Below are 26,504 nucleotides of genomic sequence, written 5' to 3'. Positions count from 1 at the left end.
ATTTATAGAATAATTAATTTATAATAAAGTGAAGGGGATTTAATGGTGCAATCGCATATTCGTCTGCTGATTATTGGCTCAGGTCCGGCTGGTTATACAGCGGCGATCTATGCAGCAAGAGCAATGCTTAAGCCGGTTTTGGTGACGGGCTTGCAGCAGGGTGGACAATTAACAATTACAACTGATGTTGAGAATTATCCAGGTTTTGCAGATCCCATTCAAGGACCATGGTTGATGGAACAAATGGCAAAACAAGCTGAGAATATGGGGACAAAAATTGTCTATGATACAATTATAAAGGCTGATTTGTTGAAGTATCCTTTTGTCTTATATGGGGATTCAGGAACACAATATTCTTGTGATGCACTGATTATTGCAACAGGAGCTCAAGCACGCTGGCTTGGTTTAGAAAGTGAACAGACCTTTATGGGCGGAGGTGTTTCCGCTTGTGCTACATGTGATGGCTTTTTTTATCGTGATAAGGACGTTATTGTCGTGGGAGGAGGAAATACGGCTGTTGAAGAAGCACTTTATTTATCGCATTTGGCTAAGAGTGTAAGCGTGGTTCACAGGCGGGGGCAGTTTCGGGCAGAAAAAATTTTGCAAGATAGGTTGCTGGCTTGTAATAATGTGCGTGTTTTTTGGGATCATGTGGTCGAAGAAATTCTGGGGCTGCCAGCACAGGGGGCAATGGGCGCTGTTGTAACAGGGGCACGTCTGAAAAATGTTAAGACAGGTCATGAGATGAAAGTGAATGCAGAGGGCATATTTATTGCCATTGGGCATGATCCTGCTGTTTCTCTGTTTGAAGGACAGCTGAAACAAAAACGAGGCGGCTATTTATGGACAGCACCGGACTCAACAGCAACAAGCATTGCTGGTGTTTTTGCTGCTGGGGATGTGACAGATGAAACATTCCGCCAAGCTGTAACAGCTGCGGGAAGAGGATGTATGGCAGCGTTGGAAGCAGAACGGTTTTTGGATATATCCAAGCGTTAGTAACTCATTGAGAAAATAGAGAATATAGAGGTAGAATTAATTGTGGCGCCACCGTTGGATTGGGATAAGTTAAGGGTTTTTCACGCTGCAGCAGAAGCGGGATCTTTTACGCATGCTGCTCAAAAACTTCATTTATCTCAATCAGCCGTTTCACGACAGGTTTCGGCTTTAGAACAAGAGGTTGGGGTATCCTTATTTCAACGTCATGCGCGTGGTTTGATTCTTACAGAACAGGGAGAAACTCTTTATCGTACAGCTCATGATGTTTTGATGAAGCTTGAAAGTGTGCGTTTGCAATTAAGTGAAAGCTATGCAAAACCAACGGGGCACTTGCGTGTGACCTCGACCTTTGGAATGGGGGCAGGGTGGATTGCAGAGCGTATGCCAGAATTTCTTAGTCTTTATCCTGATATGCAGGTTCAGCTTTTGCTTTCCGATGAAGAGCTTGATTTGACAATGTGTCATGCGGATTGTGCTGTTCGCTTACATCAACCCAAACAACCTGATCTTATACAAAGAAAACTCTTTACAATTCATATGCATGTTTATGCTTCGGAAAAGTATATTGCAAATTATGGAAAGCCGGAAAAATTATCTGATCTCGATGAGCATCGTATTATTTCGTTCGGTGAACCTGTTCCACCTTATTTGTCTGGTTTAAATTGGTTGGAAAAGGCTGGTAGAAGTGATGGATCATTGCGCGTTTCAGTTCTACAAATCAACAATATCATCTCAATAAAGAATGCGCTTATGCGTGATCTTGGGATTGCTGTGCTTCCTGATTATATCGTCAATAATGATGAGCATTTGGTGCGTCTTTTTCCTGATATGGTTGATATTCCTTCTTTTGATACTTTTTTTTGTTATCCTTATAATTTAAAGAATTTGGCAAGGTTAAATGCTTTTCGAGATTATATTTTTTTAAAAGCTCGTCAGTGGTCTTTTTAATATTAATGTCTTAATTTATAAGGAACAATTAGCTGTTTTGCAACTTGAGACTCCCGTAATATTCTTTCGTTTCAAATTTGCTCATATTGAATCAATTAAAATTATTCGTTGCACATTAAAAGTGGAGGGAGTCTGCGCGGGTAAATATTTTTGAAAAAAGGGATAAATGTTTTTTTACAAATGCTAGCAAACGTGAGAGCTATTATATAATGGACAATCGTGTGATGGTGTAGCTTACATTTTTATATTTAATTAAAGAGAGTGCTACATAATGGAGACAAATTTAAAGCTATGTGTTTATTGCATAGCAGATACGCTTAAGTCTTTATTGTGCTTTTGCTTATAAAATGACATAGAATGCTATCTCTTGATTATGTTGCCTCCCAGTGCGTTTTCTTGAGTGTTCCCTTACGAAGATCTATCAGATTGATTTTATCTCTGAAGATTTTCCAAATTTGCCGGACAATATGTCCGGCTTTTTTTTATTATTTTTGAAAGAGTCCTTAGAAATTGCAATATATGGGAAGATGATAAGGAAAAAATTTCGAAACTTGTGGATATCCAACAATTTTTTAAGAATACTAAAATTCAATGAGGAGTTTAAGAGAGATTTATCCTGTTATACCATAAAAGTCTGTCTTTTAGGGGTGTGATATAAAATATTTAAAACCTTATACATGAAGTGCTTTTTATTAGAGTGTGAGGTGAATATTTAAGGCAGGTCTTGTTCATAAAGCCTATGAAGTAAATCAAGTAGTTATTAGATAGAACTTAAAGGAAACTGGATTGCTTACACAACGATGGGAGGTGGCTTCTTCTTCATTTTAGGACGAAGAAGAAGCCGAGAAATAGAAGAGATTTTATTGTAAGGGCCTTTGATTATAAGGGCAATTGTGTTTAAAAGCGCTCGGTCTTTTTTAGAGTTATAAATTGAATGGAGAAAGCAGAATAGGTTTTTCATCTCTTATGATAATAGACCGATTCATTTATTTGATAGCTAGATTTTTTTGATCTTTATCTACAGCCTCTATTTTTGTGTTTATTCATAGATATTTTTGCTGAATCGATAGATTTAGACCATGACACAGTTTCCGATATTTTCTCGGATATACTGACATTCGGTAAAAACAATCACAAGAGATGATATTTAAAAATTTTAAATTAGACTGTTGCAAAAGCGCTGTATACGTATACAAGCTTCTTCAAGTAATTCTTCTGATGTTGCATAAGAAATACGAAAAGCTGATCCAAGTCCAAAAGCAGATCCTTGGACGACAGCAACAGCTTCTGTTTCTAGAAGCGCTATGGCGAAGTCCTCATCATTGGTAATACATTGGCCGTTAGGTGTTTTCTTTCCAATAATTCCGGAGCAAGAAGGATAAACATAAAAAGCACCCTCAGGCGTTGGACAGTGAATGCCAGGAGCTTGATTTAGCATGGAGACAACGAGATCACGGCGTGTTTGAAAAATACTTTTATTTTTAGCAATAAAGTCTTGTGGCCCGTTGAGTGCTTCAACCGCAGCCCATTGTGAAATGACACTTGTTCCAGATGTTTGCTGTCCTTGAATGGTATCCATGGCTTTAATTAATTCTTTTGGTCCGCCTGCATAGCCGATTCTCCATCCCGTCATCGCATAGGCTTTAGAAACACCATTCATTGTGAGTGTACGCTCATAAAGCGCTGGTTCTACTTGAGCTGGAGTAACAAAGGTAAAACCCTCATATGTGAGATGTTCATATATATCATCGGAAAGGATATAAACATGAGGATATTTTACTAAAACATCTGTGAGTTTTTTCAATTCATTATGTGTATAAGCAGCACCTGATGGATTTGAAGGAGAGTTAAAGATGAACCATTTGGTTTTGGGGGTAATGGCAGCTTCTAGCTCTTGGGGTTGGAGTTTATAAGAAAATTCGGCTTTCGTTTCTAAAAAGACAGGCTTACCATCGTTGAGTGCGACCATTTCTGGATAACTAACCCAATAAGGGGATGGAATGATGACCTCATCTCCTTTATTCAAAGTTGCCATGAATGCATTAAAGAGAATTTGTTTTCCACCGGTACCAACAATAATTTGTTCTGGTTGGTAAAGAAGGTTATTTTCTCTTTTAAACTTTGCAGAAATTGCTTGGCGCAATTCTGGAATTCCAGATATGGGAGGGTATTTTGTTTCTCCTCTTCGAATAGCTTCAATAGCCGCGTTTTTGATGTTTTCTGGGGTATCAAAGTCTGGCTCTCCAGCACTTAAAGCAATAACATTGCGCCCTAATGCTTTTAAATGGCGGGCCTTTTGAGAAGCAGCTATTGTTGCAGAAGGTTTGATAAGAGACAGTTTGTCGGCAATAAAAGCCATAATTTTAAATCCTTATATTATATCAACAAATGGTTATTGCTTTAAGGATATTCTATAAGAGATTATATTGTATGCAATAAAAAACTTCCAAAATACTCTTACACGGGCTTTATATTCTTCTTTTTTGAGATTTCACAAGATAATCTCTTTGTAGATTTTATGAAAGTTTTGAGGAAGTATAAGGGAGGTTTGATAAATTGTGCAAAGGAGATAAGCAGTCTTTTATGTTAACAAGGTAAAATGATGCTTTATACAAAATAAAAAAAATCTTCGTCATTACAGACGAAGATTTTTAAATAAAATATTGCAGAATTTAAACTTTAAAGGGCTGCAAGGTTACCAGCGGCAAATTTTCCTGAACGACGATCTTGAAGAACATCATAAGAAATTTTTTGCCCTTCATTAAGACTGTTTAGACCAGAACGCTCGACAGCAGAAATGTGTACAAATACATCTGCACTACCATCACTAGGTTGAATGAATCCGAAACCTTTTGTTGTATTAAACCACTTAACTGTTCCTGTAGACATAGGAAACTCCTTAGAATATATAATTATATTGAGTATTGAAGCTTTCATTTCTTCAATACGGTTGTAGATCGAAATTAGGTGGGAGAAGTTTCGTCGAAAGTGCAGATTGCACAGGAAAGAAAGTCACGTAACCGAAAATTCGATGAAACCTCTATAAAAGTTTTTGGAACAAAAAGCAAGTCTTAATCAATTTTTATATAAAGAAAAAATAAGGAAACAGTGTACATTTTGTTAAGTAGAAAAATTCAACTGAAATAACTTTGTAGTGAACGTACTTCAAGGCGCCTTTTTTTGAGTGCTTTGATCGCTTCTACAACGGCTTCGGCTCCAGCTATTGTTGTATAATAGGGAACATTTTGCATGAGGGCTGCATAACGTAATGATTTTGAATCTGAGATGGCACTGGCCGTGCTAGTTGTATTAAAAATCAATTGAATTTTGCGATTACGAATAGCGTCTTCAATATGGGGGTGTCCCTCTAGAACTTTGTTAATTTTTTTTGCTTCAACGTGGTGTTCGGTGAGAAATTTTTGTGTTCCACTTGTGGCGACAACAGAAAAGCCAAGCTCAGTTAAACGTTTTACAGGATTTAAGATGCGTTTTTTATCTTCATCTCTTACAGAAACGAACAAAGTTCCCTCTTTAGGGAGTTTTACACCAGCTCCAAGTTGGGCTTTAGCAAAAGCAAGCGAAAATTCATAGTCAAGTCCCATAACTTCACCGGTTGAGCGCATTTCTGGACCAAGAAGTGTATCAACACCTGAAAAACGAGCAAAAGGAAATACGGCTTCCTTGACGGCAATATGTTGTTTTTTTTGCAAAGAAGGTAATCCACCATAAGCCTGAAGAGCATCATGAAGCGTTTCTCCTGCCATAATACGTGCAGCCATTTTAGCAATAGGGCGACCAATCGTTTTTGCAACAAATGGGACAGTACGTGAAGCACGGGGATTGACTTCTAAGACATAAATGGTGTCATCTTTTATAGCATATTGTACATTCATTAAGCCGCGAACATGAAGTGCTTGTGCTAATGCTTTGGTTTGACGCTCTAATTCAGTAACTATTTTATTTGAGAGCGTATGGACTGGTAGAGAACATGCTGAATCACCAGAGTGGATACCAGCTTCTTCAATATGTTCCATAATACCAACGATTAGTGTTTCTTTGCCATCACATAGACAATCAACATCTACTTCAATTGCTTCTGTTAAATAGGTATCAAAGAGAAGCGGATTTTTACCAAGCAATATATTGATTTGTCCTGTTGTGTCGTTAGGATAACGGACTTTGATATCTTCTGAAATTAATTCAGGGACACTCTCAAGTAAATAATTTTGTAAGCTACGTTCATCACGAATAATTTGCATAGCACGTCCTCCTAAAACATAAGAGGGACGTACAACCAAAGGGAAGCCTAGTTCGTGGGCAATGAGGCGTGCTTGTTCAATGGAGTGGGCAATACCATTTTGAGGTTGTGTTAAATTAAGTTTAAATAACAGTTTTTGAAAGCGGTCTCTATCTTCTGCTAAGTCGATAGCGTCAGGTGAAGTACCTAGGATGGGGATATTGTGTTTTTCTAGAGCGCTTGCCAATTTCAAGGGTGTTTGTCCGCCAAATTGGACGATGACTCCAACCAAATCTCCTTTTTCCTGTTCTGCTTCTAAAATAGCGATAACGTCTTCTGTTGTTAAAGATTCAAAGTAAAGGCGATCAGAGGTATCATAGTCGGTTGAAACTGTTTCAGGATTACAGTTAATCATAATCGCTTCAAATCCTGCATCACGCAGTGCAAAAGCAGCGTGGCAGCAACAGTAATCAAATTCAATACCTTGCCCAATGCGGTTTGGTCCACCGCCTAAAATAGCAATTTTTTTGCGTTCAGAAACGTGTGCTTCCGAGTGCTCTACACCTGCAAAGGGAACTTCATATGTTGAATACATATAGGCTGTAGGAGAAGAAAATTCAGCGGCACAAGTATCAATCCGTTTGAAGACGTGTTTAACATTCAGTGATTTACGTAAAGCAGCGATATAATCCGGTTCTTTCCCTGTAAGGGAGGCTAATCGCGCATCTGAAAAGCCCATAGCTTTTAACATACGTAAATTATCTGCGTCTTGGGGTAATCCATGAATGCGGATACGCTGCTCCATTTCAATGATGGAGGCTATTTGTTCTAAAAACCACGGATCAATTTTGCTAATTTGGTGAATCTCATTTAAGGGTAAGCCTGTGCGCATGGCTTGAGCAATATAGCGTAGACGATCAGGGCTTGGTATGGCAATGGCTGAGCGTATAGAACTTTTTTCATCACCTTCAGCATGCTCTGGAATCACAATTTCATCAAGACCCGTAAGCCCTGTTTCAAGTCCACGGAGTGCTTTTTGTAACGATTCTTGAAAAGTGCGTCCAATTGCCATGACTTCTCCTACAGATTTCATCGCAGTTGTGAGGACAGGTGATGAACCGGGAAATTTTTCGAACGCAAAACGAGGAATTTTTGTCACAATATAGTCAATAGAAGGTTCAAATGATGCTGGTGTTGCACCACCCGTGATATCATTTTTTAATTCATCAAGTGTATAACCAACAGCCAGTTTAGCCGCTACTTTGGCAATGGGAAACCCCGTTGCTTTTGAGGCAAGCGCTGAAGAGCGAGAAACACGCGGATTCATTTCAATAACAATGAGGCGCCCATTTTCAGGATTGACAGCAAACTGTACATTGGATCCCCCCGTTTCAACACCAATTTCGCGCAAAACAGCAATCGAAGCATTACGCATACATTGATATTCTTTATCGGTTAAGGTGAGAGCAGGTGCTACAGTGATCGAATCACCGGTATGAATCCCCATTGGATCAATGTTTTCAATAGAACAAACGATGATACAGTTGTCGTTCTTATCACGAACAACTTCCATCTCATATTCTTTCCACCCTAAAACACTTTCTTCAATTAATACTTCTGTTGTTGGTGAAGCTTCAAGCCCACGTTCAATAATTTCATAGAATTCAGAGCGGTTATAAGCGATTCCACCACCAGTTCCACCAAGGGTGAATGAAGGACGAATAATAGCTGGAAGCCCAACAACATCAAGAGCTTGAACTGCTTTTGCTGTTGCATGAGCGATATAATGTTGTTTGCGATCAGCTTCGGTATGTCGCCAGTTGCGCTCAAGTTCTTCGAGTGCTTTGTCAAGCGCAGCACCAGAAAGTTTTGCTTTAAGTTCAGCACACGTTTTTGCGTGTTGTTGGCGATTTTCTTCTTTCAGTTCTGTTGCATTGGCTAACATAGAGCGTGGCGTTTCCAAACCGATTTTTGCCATCGCTTGGCGGAATAAAGCACGATCTTCAGCTTTATCAATAGCATCAGCATTGGCTCCTATCATTTCAACATGATAGCGGTCTAAAATACCCATACGCTTTAATGATAAAGCAGTATTGAGGGCTGTTTGTCCTCCCATAGTGGGCAAAAGGGCATCGGGACGCTCGTGAGCAATAATTTTGGCAACTATTTCAGGAGTAATGGGCTCTATATAAGTTGCATCAGCTAGATCTGGATCTGTCATAATCGTGGCAGGATTAGAATTTACCAAAATAATTCGGTAACCTTCTTCTTTTAATGCTTTACAGGCTTGAGTGCCTGAATAATCAAATTCACATGCCTGACCAATGATAATAGGTCCTGCTCCGATGATAAGAATAGATTTTATATCTGTGCGTTTGGGCATGGCTTTTTCCTATGACAAATATCTGTGTGCGATTGTTGCGGGCAAAATATTTTAGTTCTGAGGCTACCGTCATTTTATAAGTTAAGTGACAAAGAAAGTAAGCATTAAAATACCTTTTCCATGCTTTTTTTCATAAAATTGAAGATAAATTTCTTTTTTGAGTTGAGTCATCTCGTCAGTTTATCAAAAGTATGACCTTTGATAAAAAATAATAACAGTGCTCCAACAAATTAGAATATTCAAGCATACTGTGGAGCATAAAAAGCCGAGACATCTTTCCAATCCATTGCCGGCATACTTTCTTTGTGTTTTATGACGTTTTTTGCTTAAGAGAGCACGCGCTTTTTCTGTTGCTTGTAAAACATAAGCTATTATTTATGGTTCGATGGGATTTCGTAAAATAAAATGGGAAGCTTATCGTGTTGTTCCGTAAAATACTGCCGTTTAGAGTTGTGATATAAGGTATGAAAATTTACTACATTAAGGTGTTTTTATTAGAGTGTATGATAGAATTCAGAGCAGGATTTGTCTGTAGAGAGCTTATGAAATAAACCATATCAAATGGTTTCAATTGGAATCTGTTATATAAAAAGCAAGATTGTTGATAGATCCGGTTCTGGTCGAAGTTTCCGTTTTAGGGTAGGAAGACAGTCAATCTATGTATCTTTCCATTTCATAAAAGGGTGAGAGTGTATTTTAATACAATGGCTAAGGATATAATTTCAGAATGATTTTGTTTGTTTTTTAAAGATAGTGAATACTCTCCTTTTACTTTATGGATGATGTTCAAGACTTATTTAAAATATAAAGAAGGCTAAAATGCTGAATATTTCCCAAACGAGAGTATTCTGTCTGAAAGATGTATCAATAGGAAAGCTTTTGGTGGCTAGGTCTCAAAAAGGGATTTGTCATATAGCGTTAGGAGACACTATAGAGCAATTATTACAGGAGTTTACGATACGCTTTGGTGATGCACAACAAGTTGTAGGTGACAATACATTTAAGAGAGAAGTTGCCCATATTATAGCCATGATAGAAACACCTAAGCTGGTAAAAAAATATAATTTTCCCTTAGATATAAATGGTACAGTTTTTCAACGACAAGTATGGGCAGTATTATGTGATATACCATGTGGTGAAACAATTTCATATGAGATCTTAGCATGCCGTATTGGTATGCCGAAAGCTTTTCGTGCCGTTGCTCATGCCTGTGCACGTAACGAATTGGCTATTATCATTCCGTGTCATCGTGTTGTGCGTAAAAATGGTTTTATTTCAGGGTATCGTTGGGGGGAAAAACGGAAACAGATTTTACTACAACGGGAACAAAATAGAAAAATTTAACTTTGTGTGATGGGCATTATAATCGTTACAGTTGTTCCTTTCATTTCTTTTGAAGTAATTTCAAGTTTTCCTTTGTGGAGTTCTAGCAAGGAGCGTGAAATGGCTAATCCAAGACCTGAGCCCGTATGAGATTTAGTGAGCTGATTTTCGACTTGTTCAAAAGGTTGCCCAAGTTTTTTAATTGCTGATTGGGGAATACCAACGCCTGTATCTGTAATTTTAAAAATAAGGTTATTTTTTTTCTTGAAAGCGCAGACGTCAATATTTCCGCCAGAAGGCGTAAATTTAACGGCATTAGAGATGAGATTAAGGAAAATCTGTTTCATTGCACGACCATCAACTTCAGCATGAAGTTCTGGGGTAATGTTTGTTGTAACAACAATATTTTTTTCTTGAGCTTGAGGTGTTAGTGTTCGTACTGCTTCACTAATGATGGGCTCAAGATCGGTATTTTTACAATCAAGCGTAAATCTTCCTGCTTCGATTTTTGACATATCAAGGATGTCATTGATAAGGGTTAGAAGATGGGTTCCTGAATTGTAAATATCATGCATATATTCCTTATAGCGTTGTGAACCAAGAGGACCAAAAGTCGATTGCAACATGATATCTGAAAAACCAAGAATAGCATTCAGAGGCGTGCGCAATTCATGAGACATATTGGCTAAAAATTCTGATTTAGCCTTATTAGCACTTTCGGCGCGTTCTTTTTCTGCTTTCAAACTTTTATTAAGTTTTTCAACTTCTGTTGCGCGTTGTTGAGCACTCCCTCGCGCGCGCTTGAGTTCTTGAATGAAAGAAAAAAGACGCCTTTCACTGTCTTCAAATTTTTCCTGTTGTTGTTTAAGCTCAGAAATGTCAGTACCAATACAAACCAATCCTCCATCTTGGGTTCGTCGTTCGTTAATTTTGAGCCAACAACCATCTGCCGTTTGGCGAATACTGGTTAAGTTACCAGTACCATCATCTTTAAGGGGATATTCACTGAGTGCAGGGCGTGCCATGGCTTCGACCGTTGCACGTTGGATACCTGATTGGAGAATTTGTTTAGGAATAGCGGCATATTCGCAAAATTTGCTGTTGGACATGACTAAACGTCCTTCAGCATCCCACAAAACGAAAGATTCTGAAATGTTTTCAATCGCATCACGGATACGAAGGTCGGCTTGCGCTGTTTGTTCAGCCAATTGTTGCTGTTCACTAATATCGAAGGAAATACCAACCAAATGGGGTTCTTCTTCTTCAGTAACTTCGGCACGAATGCGCATCCATACATAATGACCATCAGCATGACGCATAGGAACGTTAATATCGATATGCTTCTTTTTACCGCTCATTAATTCCTGAGCAAGATCAAAAAAATTCGCATCATTTGGATTGATAATGGCGCTAATTTGGGAAATTGAGAGCAGTGCATCTTGAGGGACATAGCCGAGCATTTCGTACATTGCTCGTGACCAGTAGACACGTCCACTTGCCATATTCCAATCCCATAGTCCACAGCGTCCACGCATCATTGCCATATCAATACGGTTTTGAATTTTTTCTGAAACAAGATCTGTTTTGCGTGCTCGTACAATTTGGTTGTAATAAGCATAAAGAAGAGCGAGGATAACGCCACTAGTTCCAATAAACATGGTTATATTTAACGAGAGAGCTTTCCGCCATTCCATGTAAATATGTTGCATTTTTTCACTGATGAATACCCCATATTGTCCATTTTCTGTTTGCTGAAAGGAAGCGAGAGCAGGAATATCTTTTCCTATTGTAATTTTCATGATTCCAGCATGTTTTCCTAGAGCTTGTAAAGCAATGCTTTCAGAGGTAAAATCCTGTAAGGGTTTTCCTAAGACAATCTCGGAACTTGATGAAGCTAGGACATTGCCTTTTTGATCGACAATAGCAATAACAGCGCTGGTTTTTATAAGACCTTTGTTACGAAAATTAGTCAGGATATTTTGTAAATGATTATGAGAAAGAACAGCAGTTTTTCCTTGTCGAGTGGCTGCAAGTAAGTCACGGTCAATCGTATTGGTAATATGAGAAGCTAAGAGAGTGATGGTAGAATGCGTGTTTTTATCAATTGTGTTGCGCCAATCATAGATTGATAGGAAACGGATCGCTGCTAGCGTAACAAGAAATGCAAGAATTACAAATGGGAGTGAACGTCGCAGCCAAGGTTCAATAAAAAGAAGTTTTTGATAGGCAGGACCAGAAAACAGATTGGTACGCTCTGTCCGCTCCTTGCGACTTTGAGCGCTTGATTTTGAATCAGCATACACCTCCCTTGGCGCATTATATGCGTCCAATTTAGCCATCTCGCGTTCCTTTAATTCTGGAATAATGTGATTTAAAAACTGCTTCGATATTCATAGTAACCCCATCGAGTGCAATGAATCAAAACAGGAGTCTTCTGTCCAGTCTTTTTTTTAAAAAAATAATTTTACTTTTATAATTTTGGAATATGAAAAGAAAAAAGCACTTTAAACGTGACCTATAAACAGGCTTAGATTACCTGTTTATAGGTTTAATGATGATCGAATAGTTTATAGAATTTATTTTAAAAAATATTATAGCATATTGATTTAAAATAATTTTTTGTTTTAAGTGAGCAGACGATTAATGATATCAGCAACATCGCTTGATAATTTTGGCGCAACAGCAATCATTTTTAATTCAGTTTCAAGTTTTTGTTGTCGAATAGGTTCTAATTGTCGCCAAGAGCGCATCATTGTTAATAATCGTGAAGCAAGCTGTGGATTTTTTTTGTCAATTTCCAAAATGACTTGGCAAAGAAAATGATAAGACGCTCCATCCATCCTATTAAAGCCCGTGAGATTGTTAGAGGCAAAAACACCGATTAGGGAACGTACACGATTAGGATTATCTTGTGAAAAAAGCGGATGTTGCATGAGCTTTTGAACATTCTCGAGTGTTGATGTGCCAGCAACCATTGCTTGAATAGAAAACCATTTATCCATGACCAAAGGGTCATGCCGATAGCGGTTTTCAAAATCATTTAAGGCATTTTGTGCCTGCTCACTTTCATTAAAACGCTTCACGAGAACAGCGATACTAGCCATACGGTCAGTCATATTATCAGCTGTTGCATATTGTATAGCAGCTCGATTTGGATTAGCTTCAGCAATGGAAAGGTAATCCAGTATGATATTCTTTAATGCTCGTTTTCCAGCTTGTGCAGTGTTTGGTGAATAGGGCTCTTGGGTTTGCATTTGTCCATAGAATTTTGTTAAGAGCTCTTGATGAGTTTGTGCAAGTGAAGCTAAAAACTGATTGCGGACATAATGAATACGATCTGGGTCAATATTTTTACCGATTGTATGAGCAAGCTCAACTTCACTAGGTAAATTTAAACAGAAGGCACGAAATTCAGGCTCTAAGGTTTCATCTGTTATGATCGTTTCAATCAGCTTTAGCAAAGCAGAAGAGAGAGTTGCTTTTTCTTGTGTTTTATCTTGAATGCTTTGAATCAAAGCTTGCGTCATTAAATGATTAAGAGATTGCCAGCGATTGATGTGATTGTCATCATGTTGTGCAAGAAAAATAAGTTCTCTTTCATTGAATGGAGTGTGTAGAATGATTGGTGCTGAAAAGTCCCGCAGCAGTGATAAAACGGGTTTTTCACGCAGTCCCTTTAATGTAAACGTTTGGCTTTCCTTGGATAAAAGCATAACATCTGATTGAATATCTGTATCTGCTTCATAGGTGAGGTTTTCTCCGTTAGGTCCTAACAAGCCAAATACGATAGGGATAAGCATGGGCTTTTTTGTATTTTGTTGTGGGGTTGCGGGAATATGTTGCTTTGCATGAATTGTTAAAACACCATCGCTATAATGACTATCGATTTCTACATTGGGTGTTCCTGCCTGTTCATACCATAGCATGAATTGGGAGAAGTCTTGACCAGACACTTCAGCAAAACAGGTAATAAAATCTTCAATTGTACAAGCTTGTCCATCATGACGTTGAAAATAAAGATCAGTGCCTTTACGAAACAGAATAGGACCTAAAATAGTTCGTATCATGCGAACAACTTCAGCACCTTTTTCATAAACAGTTGTGGTGTAAAAATTATTAATTTGGCTATATTGACGAGGACGTACAGGATGCGCAAGAGGTCCTGCGTCTTCTGCAAATTGCGTTGCTTTTAATGCTTTTACATTTTCAATTCTCTGTAGGCTGCGTACATTTTGATCTGATGAAAATTCCTGATCACGATAAACAGTGAATCCTTCTTTTAAACAGAGTTGAAACCAATCGCGACAGGTAACACGATTACCGCTCCAATTATGGAAATATTCATGTGCAATGACACGTTCAACATTTCTATAATCCTGATCGGTTGCTGTTTCAGGATCGACAAGAACATATTTATCATTAAAAACGTTAAGGCCTTTGTTTTCCATTGCTCCCATGTTAAAGTCGGACACAGCAACAATATTGAAAACATCAAGATCATATTCGCGTCCGAAACATTGTTCATCCCAACGCATGGAACGTTTAAGAGCATCCATTGCATAGGTTGCGCGTTCGGTTTTTCCTTTTTCTACATAGATACCAAGCTCAATACGTCGTCCAGATACAGTTGTAAAATGGTCTTCTAACTTATCAAGATCTCCACCTACTAAAGCAAAGAGATAAGATGGTTTGGGATAAGGATCTTCCCAAATGGCAAAATGGCGATTATTCTCTAAAGTTCCTGTTTCCACCAGATTACCATTGGAAAGCAAGATTGGGATTGTTTGGGAATCTGCTTCAATTTTCACTCTATAGGTAGAAAGAACATCTGGGCGGTCGTAAAAATAAGTAATACGACGAAAACCTTCCGATTCGCATTGTGAGCAATAAACACCATTTGAAAGGTAAAGCCCCATAAGTTGGCGGTTGCTTTCAGGATTCAGTTCTGTAACCAATTTCAATGTAAAAGGAGCCGTTGGTGGCGTTGTAATTTCTAAACGTGAAGGCGTCACTTTATAAGTGTTTGGGGCTAATATCTCATCATTAATAGAAACGGAAATTAAAGTAAGATCATCACCAGAAAGAACAAGAGGTGTTAATTCTTTTGTATCGTGACGGGATTCAATAGACAATATGGCTGTAACATAGGTTTTTGTCGGTGCCAATTGGAAAGAAAGTTGTGTTTTAGGGATAACGTAAGGGGTTGGTTGGTAGTCTTCCAAACGATAAATAGATGTTATTGGCTGTTTCATAGTTTTTTCCCATTTGTATTTTAAGAGTTAAAGAAGGGTGTGTTAATTTTAGAAGCAAGATAGGATTAAAGAATTACAAAAGGCTGTCGAGGCGATTTTTTACTTCTAAGAAGTCTATCCATGTAAGCTTCTTTTGACTAGGGGTTCTAAGAAGGTAGGCTGGGTGGAAAGTTGGCATAACAGGTATTTTTATATTATCCTCGCTTTCATAGATATGCCATTTCCCTCTTGTTCGGATAATCCCATTTTGAGATCCAGTAAGAAACTGTGCAGCAACACCTCCCAGTGCTATAAGAACACGAGGACGCGCTAAATAAATGTGCCGTTCAATAAAAGGGCGGCACAAGGCAACTTCTCTTGGTGTTGGTGTACGATTTCCTGGTGGACGCCAAGGAATAGTGTTGGCAATGTAAACATTATTTCTTGTTAAGCCAATTGATGCGAGGATTTTATTAAGCAACATCCCGGCTTTTCCCACAAAAGGAATTCCTTGTATATCCTCGTCTCGTCCTGGTGCTTCGCCTATAAGCATTAGGGGGCTTCCTGCTGTTCCATCTGAAAAACAGGTATTTTTTGCTGTCAATTTTAATGAACAGCCATTAAATGCAAGGAGAGCAGATTTTAATTCATCAAGTGTCTTGGCACTTTTTGCACTCTCTATAGCTGTGGATTCATTTTGTATAGTCCTAGAGTTATGCAGCTGATGATGATCTAATTTTACGGTTGGAGATGTTTTGGGAGATGCTTGTTGATTATGAGAAATGTTCACGACAGATATTAATTTTCTCTCTGAACAAGCAGACTGCTTAAAACGATCAATAGGGAAATCCGTCAGAACGGCATCCGCACCACTTTCTTTATAAAAGTTTAAGAGTTCTTCATAGGAAATTGAGCACGGCGTTTGATTTAACATTTTACTTTTTCTAATGATCTAGCGATTATAGATCAAACAAAATTATCCTTCAAGTTTTATTAAATGTATTCGCTAGCCATTAATGTATAAGAACGCTGATAGGATTCTCTCTTTTCACAAAAAAGGCAAATCGTAAAATGCGAGTGTTCGCGATTATATACATCTTTAAATGTACAATTTGTTTAAATTGCGCTATTTCAACTTTTTAAACAGACTAAACTCATTCATAATAAAAGATTTTTTTACTGAATGCAAGTGGTGTTATAATATTTGTTATCATTGTATTATATATTTAATACTTAATGAAAGTTACTTTTGTAGTATTTTATTTATAAAATAAAGTATATTTTTTTTTATTATTATATTTTTTAAATAATTTTTATTAAAAAATAAATATATTAATGAATATATAAATATTAATTTTATATGAGAAAAATACTAAGACGTTATAAACTATTTTTACAATGGGTTAAAAGCAATGTGTGGATATATTCTTTTGCTTTTTTTACCGCTGAAATGAGAGGTTCATTTAATGCTAAATGCGCTGCAATAGCGCTTGAGAGAATGCAACCTGTTCCTCGCATTGTTCCTTTTAAACGTGGAGTAGAGATATTTATGACTTCAGTTTTGTCAATGAAGCTATCAATTGCAAGAGGCCCCTCCGCATGTCCCCCTTTTACTAAAATAGAGCGAGCTCCCAATGACAAAAGTTTTTTTGCTTGTTGTATTGCTTGCTTATCATGAGATGCCAATGGACTTTGGCTAAGAAGAGCGAGTTCTTCTCTATTCGGTGTTAAAAGATCAACATGAGGAAGCAGTTTATCGATCATAGTGTCGATGATTGTTTCCGTTATTAGTTTTCCTCCTGATGAAGCGACAAGTACAGGGTCCAAAATAACTGGAACATGGGGATAGTCTTTGAGTACGTTACAGATTGCTGCTATAATTGCTTTTGTCCCCGTCATACCGATTTTTATTGCGCTTATTGGATTTGCTTCTAGGGCAGCACGCATTTGCGCAGCGACGAGGTCTCCACGCATTGGAATGATTTCGACAACGCGATTATCATCTTGTACGTTAACACAAGTAATTGCTAAATTTGCTTTTATTTGAAAATGCGCAGAGGTTTCTATATCACGAACAATACCAGCACCTCCTGTTGGATCAGTGCCCGCAACAATAAGAATGGAAGGTATCAACGCCATGTTTGTGTCACTTTTATCCACTGCTGTACACGCTCTTCAGGTTTTTTATGGAGGATAATATCAGTCACAACAGCAGCACTATTTGCTCCTGCTTTTAAAACACCAACTGCGCGTTCTGGTGTTAAACCACCAATACCCACCAAAGGTAAAGCACCAATCCGCTTTCTCCATTGTTTGATTTTCTCTAATCCTTGCGGCATCCATTTCATTTTTTTTAAGATTGTCGGATAAATAGGACCAAGTGCAATATACTCAGGATTAGCAGAGAGTGCGGTATCCAATTCATGTTCATCATGTGTACTAAGACCAACTTTTATATCACTTTTACGAATTGCGTGAAGATCAGCATTGCTCAGGTCTTCTTGTCCCAGATGAATAAAATTGCACTTTTCATCAATTGCTATTTCCCAATGATCATTAATAATTAATTGTGCTCCCAATTTATTGCATATGTTTTTTGCACGCTTGATATGTTGACGGATTATTTGTTGATTTTCATGTTTCATACGCAATTGTACGAGCTTGATACCAAGAGGAAGCAAACGTTCAATCCAATCAGCGTTATCAACGATGAGGTAAAATGGATCCAGTTTCATGAAAATACTGCTTTTCCAATGATTGGCGTTGAAGGGACTGCTACACTGCGTGCTTCGATCATGCCAGCTTTATATCCCATACGTCCTGCTTGAACAGCTTTAGAAAATGCTTCAGCCATTAAGACAGGATCACCTGCTTTAGCAACTGCGGTATTAAGCAGTACTGCATCATAACCGAGTTCCATCGCAATGGCGGCATGTGATGGGCGTCCAATGCCGGCATCAATAACAAGAGTAGCATCAGGAAGGTAAGCACGGATAGAACGCAATCCATCAGTATTATGAGGTCCTTTGGCAGAACCAATAGGAGCACACCAAGGCATAATAACACGGCAACCAATGTCAAAAAGTTTTTCAGCAACAATGAGATCATCCGTTGTATAGGCAAAAATTTTGAAACCTTCATTGTTTAAAATTTGAGCAGCTTCGATTAAGGAAAAAATATTTGGCTGTAAGGTATCTGAATTACCGATAATTTCGAGTTTAATCCAAGCCGTTTTAAAAAGATCTCTTGCTAATTGGGCTGTGGTTACGGCCTCTTTAACAGTATAACAACCAGCAGTATTAGGAAGCACTGTTACCCCAAGTTCTTGAAGAAATTTCCAAAATTGTCCACCTTGTTTTCCACCTGCAGTTTCACGGCGCAAGGAAACAGTTACAATTTCCGTATTCGATTTATGAATAGCATCACGAAGGATTGCTGGTGAAGGATATTGCGCTGTACCTAATAGAAGACGGGAAGAGAATTGTCGTCCATAAAGATTCAGCATAATTTTAGCCTCCTTGCATTGGGCTTAAAATTTCAATTTTATCTCCTTCATGCAAGACAAATTGGCTTCGTGCATCTATGGGAACAACTTCAGCGTTAACAGCAGTTGCAAGCCAATTTCCTTCATACCCCAATTCTTCAAGCAAGAGACCGAGAGTCATAACTTCTGTTTGGACTGTTTCACCATTAACAAATACTTGCATGTTTTATTCCAATGCCAATTCCATTGCTCGTTTTGCCATTTCTGGAGACAACAGAAAACCATGTCTATAAAATCCATTAATAGAAATAAAGTTACCATCTTTATGCACAGAAGGGAAGTTATTAGGATAACATGGACGAACACCAACGCCAGATTCAATAATTTCTGCTTCAGCAAAAGCAGGATGTAAAGTATAAGCCGCGTTGAGCAGTTCCATCATTGATCTTACAGAGATTGCACCATCAAAGTCACTTTCAATCATCGTTGCACCAATCATAAAAATATTATCTTGTCGAGGTACAATGTAGAGAGGAAACCGTGGATGAAGAAGACGAATTGGACGCGAAATTTTAATATCGGTGCAGCGCACGAGAAGCATTTCACCACGTACGCCCCGTATATTTTTATCTTTTCCTAAACGTGCTATTCCTGTCGCATCAATAACAATATCAAATTTTTTTTCAGCTATTTCTACATCAACAAAACAGGCTCCATTGTTGAGAAGCTTTTCTTTTAAAGCCATAAGTGCTTTGCGAGGATCAATATGGGCTTCATTTTCATAAAAGAGTGCACAGTTAAAACGTTCCGCAAGATCTGGTTCAAGATGAGCTATTTCTGTATTATCTACGGTTTTGTGATTATGCGTACGCACAGAAAATCGTTCAAGCTCTCCTCTATCTCGTGTAGGTGCAACCACTAAAGTGCCTTTTTGTATGACAAGGTTGGGGAGCGTTTTACGCCACCATTGTATAGCTTGTACACCAAGATCTTCAACAATTTGTTCTGCACTTTCCCTTTCACAGTAAGGTGCAAGCATTCCTCCTGCATACCAACTAGCACTTCCTATAGGTGAATGAGGGGGGGCCGATACAGTAACAGAAGCACCTTTTTGCTGTAACATAAAGGCAACTGTTAAGCCGCCTACACCTGCACCTTTGATAAGAATGTTTTTCAACTGTTTACTTTCTTTTTTTGAGGAGGAACAGTTTCCATATAAAGGTCACCATTTTTCTGATATTTTTCGGCCATGGCGATCATACCTTCCCCTTTTGTTTTTCTTATTGCAGCTGCCTCACGAATATCATGGGAAATACGCATAGAACAGAATTTTGGTCCACACATGGAACAAAAATGCACTAATTTATGGGCTTCTTTAGGCATTGTCTCATCATGAAAGGCACAGGCTGTTTCTGGATCAAGAGAAAGGTTAAATTGATCGTGCCATCTAAAATCAAATCGTGCACGCGAAAGAGCATTGTCGCGCAATTGTGCTCTAGGCAAACCTTTAGCAAGGTCAGCGGCATGAGCAGCAATTTTATAAGTGATCACACCAGTTTTTACATCATTCCTATCGGGGAGTCCTAGGTGTTCTTTAGGTGTTACATAACACAACATAGCAGTTCCAAACCATCCAATCATAGCGGCACCAATTGCTGATGTAATATGGTCATAACCAGGAGCAATGTCCGTTGTAAGAGGTCCCAAAGTATAAAAAGGCGCCTCATGACAAAGATCTAATTGTTGCTCCATATTTTCTTTAATTTTGTGCATTGGGACATGCCCAGGACCTTCAATCATAACCTGTACATCTTTTTTCCAAGCAATTTTTGTCAATTCTCCCAAAGTTTTAAGCTCTGCAAATTGGGCTTCATCATTGGCATCGGCAATAGAGCCAGGGCGCAATCCATCCCCCAATGAAAGAGAGATATCATATGTTTTTGCAACATCACAAATTTCATCAAAATGTTCATAGAGAAAGCTTTCTTTGTGATGATGGAGACACCATTTTGCCATAATAGAACCGCCTCGTGAAACAATACCTGTTACACGATCAATGGTCATAGGAATAAATGGTAATCTTAATCCTGCATGAATGGTAAAATAATCAACACCTTGCTCTGCTTGCTCAATAAGGGTATCACGGAAAATATCCCATGTTAAGTTTTCGGCAATACCCTGTACTTTTTCGAGTGCTTGATAAAGAGGGACTGTTCCGATGGGCACAGGAGAATTTCGGATAATCCATTCACGAATATTGTGAATATTTCGTCCTGTAGAGAGATCCATAACTGTATCTGCTCCCCAGCGAATGGCCCAAACCATTTTATCAACTTCTTCTTCCATAGATGACGTTACTGCTGAATTACCAATATTGGCATTAATTTTAACACGGAAATTACGCCCAATAATCATGGGTTCGCACTCTGGATGATTAATGTTTTGTGGAATAATGGCGCGTCCACAAGCAATTTCATTGCGAACAAATTCGGCAGTATAAATTTCTGGTATTGATCCAGAAAATGTTTCATTTGATGGTACATTCTGCCGTTCTTTTACTGCTAATCCTTCATTTTCTCGTATAGCCACATATTCCATTTCTTCGGTAATAATGCCTGCGCGTGCGTAAGCCATTTGTGTAATTGCTTTGCCATTTTTTGCTCGTAAAATAGGACGTTTTTGTTTAAAGGCTGGTGTAAGGTTTTTATCAGAAGTCAATCCATTATCTTCAGGTTTAACTAATCGTGCAGGATAAGTTTCAGTATCATCCCGCTTAGAGAGCCAAGGCAAGCTAATTGCCGGCAAGCCTTTTGTAATATCAATGATCATATCTTTATCTGTGTAGGGGCCAGAAGTATCGTAGACGTTTAAAGGTTTTTCACCACTGCCATCAGTCAGTGAAATTTCACGCAATGGTACGCGCACATCAGAAAAGAGAAGGCTCTGTTGATAAATTTTGCGTGAAGCGGGAAAGGGGCTACAACTGATTGATGGAGTATTTTTCTGCACAAACTTTTTCCTTATAGACACAGAGTTCAAAAATAGGTTGCGATGTTAATGGAGTTACGATGTTAATGGAGATGTATTCAAATTATCAATCACGAGCATTCGGGTGAATAGGAATAATATTGCTTTGTAGCAAAGAAAATCCAATACAGCTCAAGCAAAGTTATTTTGAAAATTGATACAATATCTATTCTAATATTTGCATGCCTCCTCCCACTTGAAGTATTTTTGTTAATACGAATATGGTTGGCTTAAATATCTATATTGTCAATCATAAAAATATATTTTAAACGATTTTGGTGTGTTTTTAAGAGTGTAAATAGATATTATGAAGTGATAAACTATGATATTGAAGCTTTTATAAACCAGAATAAAGTTAAAAACGGATTATCAGGGAAAAAGTAGATAGTTTATGGCTCTGATTGAGATTTTTTTCATATTAAAATAATAACTCAGAATACCATAAGATTCTCTCATCATACATTTTTTCATATAAAATCACTTCCTTGCACGTCATAAGTGGGGGCGTATGGGGCAAAACACTTGAAGAAAGGAAGCCAAATGTCATTTAATGAACATTCTAAGATGTGAGGACTGTCAAAACGTGGGGGACAGTAAAATGTATAATGGGTTCCAGCTTGTATCTTCAAAAGCTTAACGCTGATGATCTATAATGGCTTACTATTTTATTATTGACGTGCGCTGTCGTAAAATAAAAGGAGTATATTTTGAGCAATATTTCTTAAAAAAGTGCGTAATATGCAATATCATTATATTTTGTTTGGGGCATTATATTCTTCATGAGGGGGATGTTCCCATTAAGAATGCGATAAACAAAAGCGTGAAACAATACCTAATCTTTATTATTAAAAATAATATTGTTTTGAATGTTTTGAAAATCGTAAGCTGAATTAAAAAATGATGATGAAAATGAACAAAGGCTTTTTATCTTGAAATTTCATCAACAATTTTAAATAGTTGGAAGAGAGAGGAAAGCAAAAGGATGTATCTCAGCACAAAAGTATACGTAAATTCATTAATTAGTTTGCAATAGAAATGCGTGCAAAGCGCTGTGTTTTAGCTTAAGACGAGGTGAAAATTCATTTTCTGAGACATAAAGCTCTTTGTTTTCAAGGTAAAGTTATTCAAGTGTCATGTGATATCGTGCAACAATATTACAGATAAGAAATCACTAATTATATACAAAAAGCTTTCTAATTATAATGAAGTGCTCTTATTATTATAATACAACAAGAGAAAAATTGAGAAAATTTGCGTCAAAAAAAATTTTAAACACTAAAATAGGTAATAATTAAAATAAACACAAACAAAGAATTATTATAATGATGATTAATAAAGCCGAAAACCAATTTTTGAATAAGTAGGGAATTATGAGGAAGAGTAACCAAATTCCCACCAATATTACTATTATTAACAGTATTATAAATGGTAGCCATATAAAAGCTGCAGCTATACAGCCAGTGATGATTGGTGCACCCCAAAGATAGACAAATGTGTTGACAAGAGATTCATAAATAAATTCGTTAGTGAATTCTTTATCTGCAGTATCATAGCATTCTATAATCGCTTTGCATTACTCCACTCACATCATAAAACTCGTTATGCACCTTATGAAGGATATAAAAACAGCTTATCTTTTAAATCTTGTTAAAAAGATCATATTTAAGTAGTGCAATTATACTAAATAGTGAGGTAAATGCTGGAAGGAATAGAAAAGGACACCTAAAATATTTTTTTTTAATTCTACTGTAACGATTTTAAGCATCCCCCCCCCCAATGAAAAGATTGTAAACAAAAATCCTAATATACTGCATACGATAAGATCTCCAAAACTCATATTCCCATCTTTCTTTTTGAGTGTTGGTTTTGTTGATTCATCAATACGTATTATATTTTTGTAGAATAGATCACATTTTATTCATGTATTGTAAGGTTATATATTAGCGTTATGTATGTAAAAAGTCTGGAATTTCTGAGTTTTTTATTACCTAAAGAAAATGTTTCTGACATTAGAAAATATAGCAATAACTTCAAAAACAGTAAAAATAACCCCATCGAGAGCTGGTAAAGGGTGTAGCTAATAAATGATGTATATTTTAAAGGGAAGATAGAAGTTCAAGGTGCAGAGAACACTGAAAATAAAGTCGGTAATGAGTGGAGAGGATATTTTATTTGGAAAAGACAAGCCATGGATAGTCCAATTGTCTGGCTACTTATGCAAGATTTTGTAAGGTGTTTTCTTTGATAGTTAAGGGTATAGCAAGTGTTAAATCGATGGAGCGTATTTTTTGTTTGGATTGATGAAGCAGATGAGTTAGAAAAACAGTTTAGAGAATGCTTTTTGATATTGTCATGAATTAAGAAGAACACCAATAATTGCAAGATGTTGTTTAGAATGATTTATTGTTCTTGCAAAAAAGATATACATATAATAATATATAGAGGCAGATGTGCTAAGTGTGGGAGGGGAAAAGTTGGTTATGGGGCGTTTAAAAAACAAGGATATTGTTCATAAAAATTGGGGGAGGGTGCTAGGTTATGCTTTTTAATTTTTTCCGGATCGGATACAACCTTCAAATTTTGTGAAGGTGTGTAGTGTTTCTTTAGTATTTCAAAGTATTTCTTTTCAGTTCAATGAAAGCGTGAGGAAATAGCCATATTGAATATATTCTCTATGATGTATTTAGATTGAACAAAAGCTTGTTCAAAAAAACATTGGTGATAATCCTGTAACACAATTTCAGGAATAAATTGAATAAAATAGAACAAAGTATCTGCATGTGAATAAAAACATAATGAAGCATGCAAAAAATTTGAAGCTAATTTTAAAATTTTAATACAAATGATAGCTAAAAGATAGAATTTCTTTGTTTAAAATATATGGTATAAAATATCGACGAGATAGATTTAAACTATTGAAAAAATAAAAAAAGATAATGTTTAAGTCAGAAACTTTCTATGTGGGTGATAAGTTATTACATTCAGTAATGGTTATATGAAATCCATAATAAGAAAAATTTTGAACAGTATTTATAAATTTTGCAACAAGATGCAAGATTTGAGAAATAATTATATAACAACAGCAAAACAACAAAACAAGATACTGAGTAACCTCAAATGAGGTGGTTACATTACACATTAGAAGAGAAAGCATTAATACTAATGTTATGAAAAGCGTCTGGTGAATTTAGGTTATAAAATTGGAAGGAGTGAAGAGAGATAAAATGCGTAAATACGGATGGTACAGTGGTTATGATGTACCAATCAACAGCGGCCGCACATTTTAGTGCACAGAACGAGAAATTGTTAGAAAAACTATGAAAATAATGGGGGATTTAAAATGTCTAATATTTACGATTGGTCTCTAAAGGCTGATGAAAATGCTTATTCAGATAGTATCATTAATTGGGCAGAAGGTCAGCCGCCTAGTTCTGTTAATGATAGTGCACGGGCGATGATGCAGCGCGTACGTGAATATCTTGCAGATAATGGAGGATCTATTAATTCAAGCTTTACAGTAAATGTGGATGATAAAACAACATTAATTACTTTAAAGACAGTTTCGCCTATAAAGAAATACAACAATGATATCGTCATACGTTTTAAAGCTTGTGGTGTAAATATTGGCGCGACAACCATAACTGTTAATAATATAGGAGAAAAGCTTATCTATAAAGCCACTGATGTGGGGGTTATACCATTAGAAGGTGGAGAATTTCAAACAGATGGCATTTATGAAATGGTATACAATAATGGTGTTTTAATAAAAGAGCATGAGGGTTGGTATTTATTAAATCCTACACCACCAAAGATAGAAAGTTTTCCCGCTGGATTCATTGCAACATTTGCTATGCAAAATGTGCCAAATGGTTGGCTTTTATGTGATGGTAAGGCCTATAAGCGTGAAGATTATCCGCTGTTATTCAATGCAATAGGTGATAAATGGGGAAAAGACAGCAATAAAACTTTTAAAGTTCCTGATTTTAGAGGCATGTTTTTACGCGGCTTTGATAATGGTCGGGGTTTAGATGGTGGTAGAAAGTTTGCGGATGAACAACAAGATAGCATAAAATCGCATACGCATATTGGAAGCATTGAAAACGCAGGCGAGCATGCACACAATTTTGAGTATCAAGGGGTAGGCTGGCCCGTTGGTGATATTGGGAGACTCCCGAATCATTATACTTATAATACGACCCTGAAAGGGAGAACAGCTTCTGCTGGTGCACATACACACAAGGTAACTCTTTCCCATACGGGTGAGGCAGAAACGCGCCCTGTTAATACAACCGTTGTCTATGCTATAAAATCATGAGTATGGTCGGGTCCATAAATAATCTATAGACCTTGATAATTTTGTTAACGCGGAGCAATTCCGCGTTATTTTCTATGCATATGAAGAGGAAATCTATATTGTTAATAGGATACTTGAGAGAGTCAAAAAACAATTTAAAAATGATTAAAAGAAAGAGTTAAGGATATAATTTATTTTATAATTGTATGATAACATAGGGAAAATATGTAAAAATCATTTAAACTGTACCGTGAAGTGATCTAGAGATACATTTTTTCATAAGGTGTTTTGATAGGGGGTAAGGTGATAAAATTATTCAACCTGAGGCATAAATAAAGTACAATATTTTAACGTTTTTTTGTGCAAAAACAGCATACCCCCGTATGAGTTAATTCATCTTATAAAGATATCTCTCACCTTGTTGTCGATTTCATTTCTTTGCATTGCCATGGTGGAGGCTTTATCTGTAAATGATAGTACTCCTTGAGTGGAATCATCATTATGCTTGTGAAGCAGAAGACAAACGCTATTTCTATACTCTCTCCTCATCCCTATATTTCGCATTGTTTTTGCATTAG

General features: G+C 37.1%; 16 protein-coding genes. 4 read left to right on the top strand and 12 right to left on the bottom strand.

The features are described from left to right. The first annotated feature begins 42 nt into the window (after positions 1-42). The gene (trxB, locus tag ACFIJZ_RS01590; RefSeq protein WP_375630817.1) at positions 43-999 is read left to right on the top strand and encodes a thioredoxin-disulfide reductase; all 957 of its coding nucleotides are present in this window, start codon (positions 43-45) and stop codon (positions 997-999) included. A gap of 42 nt (positions 1,000-1,041) precedes the next feature. Then, on the top strand, positions 1,042-1,947 hold the full coding sequence (locus tag ACFIJZ_RS01585; protein WP_273791217.1) for a LysR family transcriptional regulator: 906 nt from the start codon (positions 1,042-1,044) through the stop codon (positions 1,945-1,947). A gap of 1,156 nt (positions 1,948-3,103) precedes the next feature. On the opposite strand, the gene ACFIJZ_RS01580 is transcribed toward ACFIJZ_RS01585, so the two are convergent. From ACFIJZ_RS01580 to carB, 3 genes are all read right to left on the bottom strand, one after another. After that, positions 3,104-4,306, bottom strand: coding sequence for a pyridoxal phosphate-dependent aminotransferase (locus tag ACFIJZ_RS01580; RefSeq protein WP_375630815.1), 1,203 nt, complete (start codon positions 4,304-4,306; stop codon positions 3,104-3,106). 320 nt (positions 4,307-4,626) lie between these two features. Continuing rightward, positions 4,627-4,836: a cold-shock protein gene (locus tag ACFIJZ_RS01575; protein WP_012754908.1), complete on the bottom strand. Its 210-nt coding sequence runs from the start codon at positions 4,834-4,836 to the stop codon at positions 4,627-4,629. Between the two features lie 245 nt (positions 4,837-5,081). Further along, positions 5,082-8,567 (bottom strand): carbamoyl-phosphate synthase large subunit, encoded by a 3,486-nt coding sequence (gene carB, locus ACFIJZ_RS01570; protein WP_375630813.1) that lies wholly within the window; start codon positions 8,565-8,567, stop codon positions 5,082-5,084. Positions 8,568-9,386: 819 nt separating this feature from the next. Between carB and ACFIJZ_RS01565 the strand changes: the two genes are divergently transcribed. Then, complete coding sequence (locus ACFIJZ_RS01565; RefSeq protein ID WP_375630811.1) at positions 9,387-9,911, top strand: methylated-DNA--[protein]-cysteine S-methyltransferase; 525 nt, start codon at positions 9,387-9,389, stop codon at positions 9,909-9,911. Here ACFIJZ_RS01565 and ACFIJZ_RS01560 read toward each other — a convergent pair. From ACFIJZ_RS01560 to thiC, 9 genes are all read right to left on the bottom strand, one after another. After that, positions 9,908-12,229, bottom strand: a complete 2,322-nt coding sequence (locus tag ACFIJZ_RS01560; protein ID WP_375630809.1) for an ATP-binding protein — start codon at positions 12,227-12,229, stop codon at positions 9,908-9,910. The two genes, ACFIJZ_RS01565 and ACFIJZ_RS01560, sit on opposite strands and share 4 nt — an antisense overlap. A gap of 285 nt (positions 12,230-12,514) precedes the next feature. Then, complete coding sequence (gene pepN / locus ACFIJZ_RS01555) at positions 12,515-15,142, bottom strand: aminopeptidase N (RefSeq protein ID WP_375630807.1); 2,628 nt, start codon at positions 15,140-15,142, stop codon at positions 12,515-12,517. 73 nt (positions 15,143-15,215) lie between these two features. Continuing rightward, entirely contained in the window at positions 15,216-16,055 is an 840-nt protein-coding gene (locus ACFIJZ_RS01550; protein WP_273791211.1) for a uracil-DNA glycosylase family protein, read from the bottom strand. Positions 16,056-16,501: 446 nt separating this feature from the next. Continuing rightward, on the bottom strand, positions 16,502-17,260 hold the full coding sequence (locus ACFIJZ_RS01545; RefSeq protein WP_273791118.1) for a hydroxymethylpyrimidine/phosphomethylpyrimidine kinase: 759 nt from the start codon (positions 17,258-17,260) through the stop codon (positions 16,502-16,504). Then, positions 17,251-17,856: a thiamine phosphate synthase gene (locus ACFIJZ_RS01540; protein ID WP_273791117.1), complete on the bottom strand. Its 606-nt coding sequence runs from the start codon at positions 17,854-17,856 to the stop codon at positions 17,251-17,253. The genes ACFIJZ_RS01545 and ACFIJZ_RS01540 overlap by 10 nt, the downstream gene beginning before the upstream one ends. Then, positions 17,853-18,626, bottom strand: coding sequence for a thiazole synthase (locus ACFIJZ_RS01535; protein WP_273791116.1), 774 nt, complete (start codon positions 18,624-18,626; stop codon positions 17,853-17,855). The genes ACFIJZ_RS01540 and ACFIJZ_RS01535 overlap by 4 nt, the downstream gene beginning before the upstream one ends. Positions 18,627-18,630: 4 nt before the next feature. Next, on the bottom strand, positions 18,631-18,828 hold the full coding sequence (gene thiS, locus ACFIJZ_RS01530) for a sulfur carrier protein ThiS (protein ID WP_375630804.1): 198 nt from the start codon (positions 18,826-18,828) through the stop codon (positions 18,631-18,633). Positions 18,829-18,831: 3 nt separating this feature from the next. Next, complete coding sequence (thiO, locus tag ACFIJZ_RS01525) at positions 18,832-19,782, bottom strand: glycine oxidase ThiO (RefSeq protein ID WP_273791114.1); 951 nt, start codon at positions 19,780-19,782, stop codon at positions 18,832-18,834. Continuing rightward, a complete protein-coding gene (gene thiC / locus ACFIJZ_RS01520) occupies positions 19,779-21,614 on the bottom strand; it encodes a phosphomethylpyrimidine synthase ThiC (protein WP_273791113.1) in 1,836 nt (611 codons plus the stop codon). The genes thiO and thiC overlap by 4 nt, the downstream gene beginning before the upstream one ends. 3,358 nt (positions 21,615-24,972) lie before the next feature. On the opposite strand from thiC, the gene ACFIJZ_RS01515 reads away from it, so the two are divergent. Continuing rightward, positions 24,973-25,947, top strand: a complete 975-nt coding sequence (locus tag ACFIJZ_RS01515) for a tail fiber protein (RefSeq protein WP_375630802.1) — start codon at positions 24,973-24,975, stop codon at positions 25,945-25,947. Positions 25,948-26,504 lie beyond the last annotated feature (557 nt).

The sequence above is a fragment of the Bartonella sp. CL70QHWL genome (assembly GCF_042194855.1).
Lineage (GTDB): Bacteria > Pseudomonadota > Alphaproteobacteria > Rhizobiales > Rhizobiaceae > Bartonella.
This window is presented reverse-complemented; position numbering and strand designations above follow the sequence as displayed.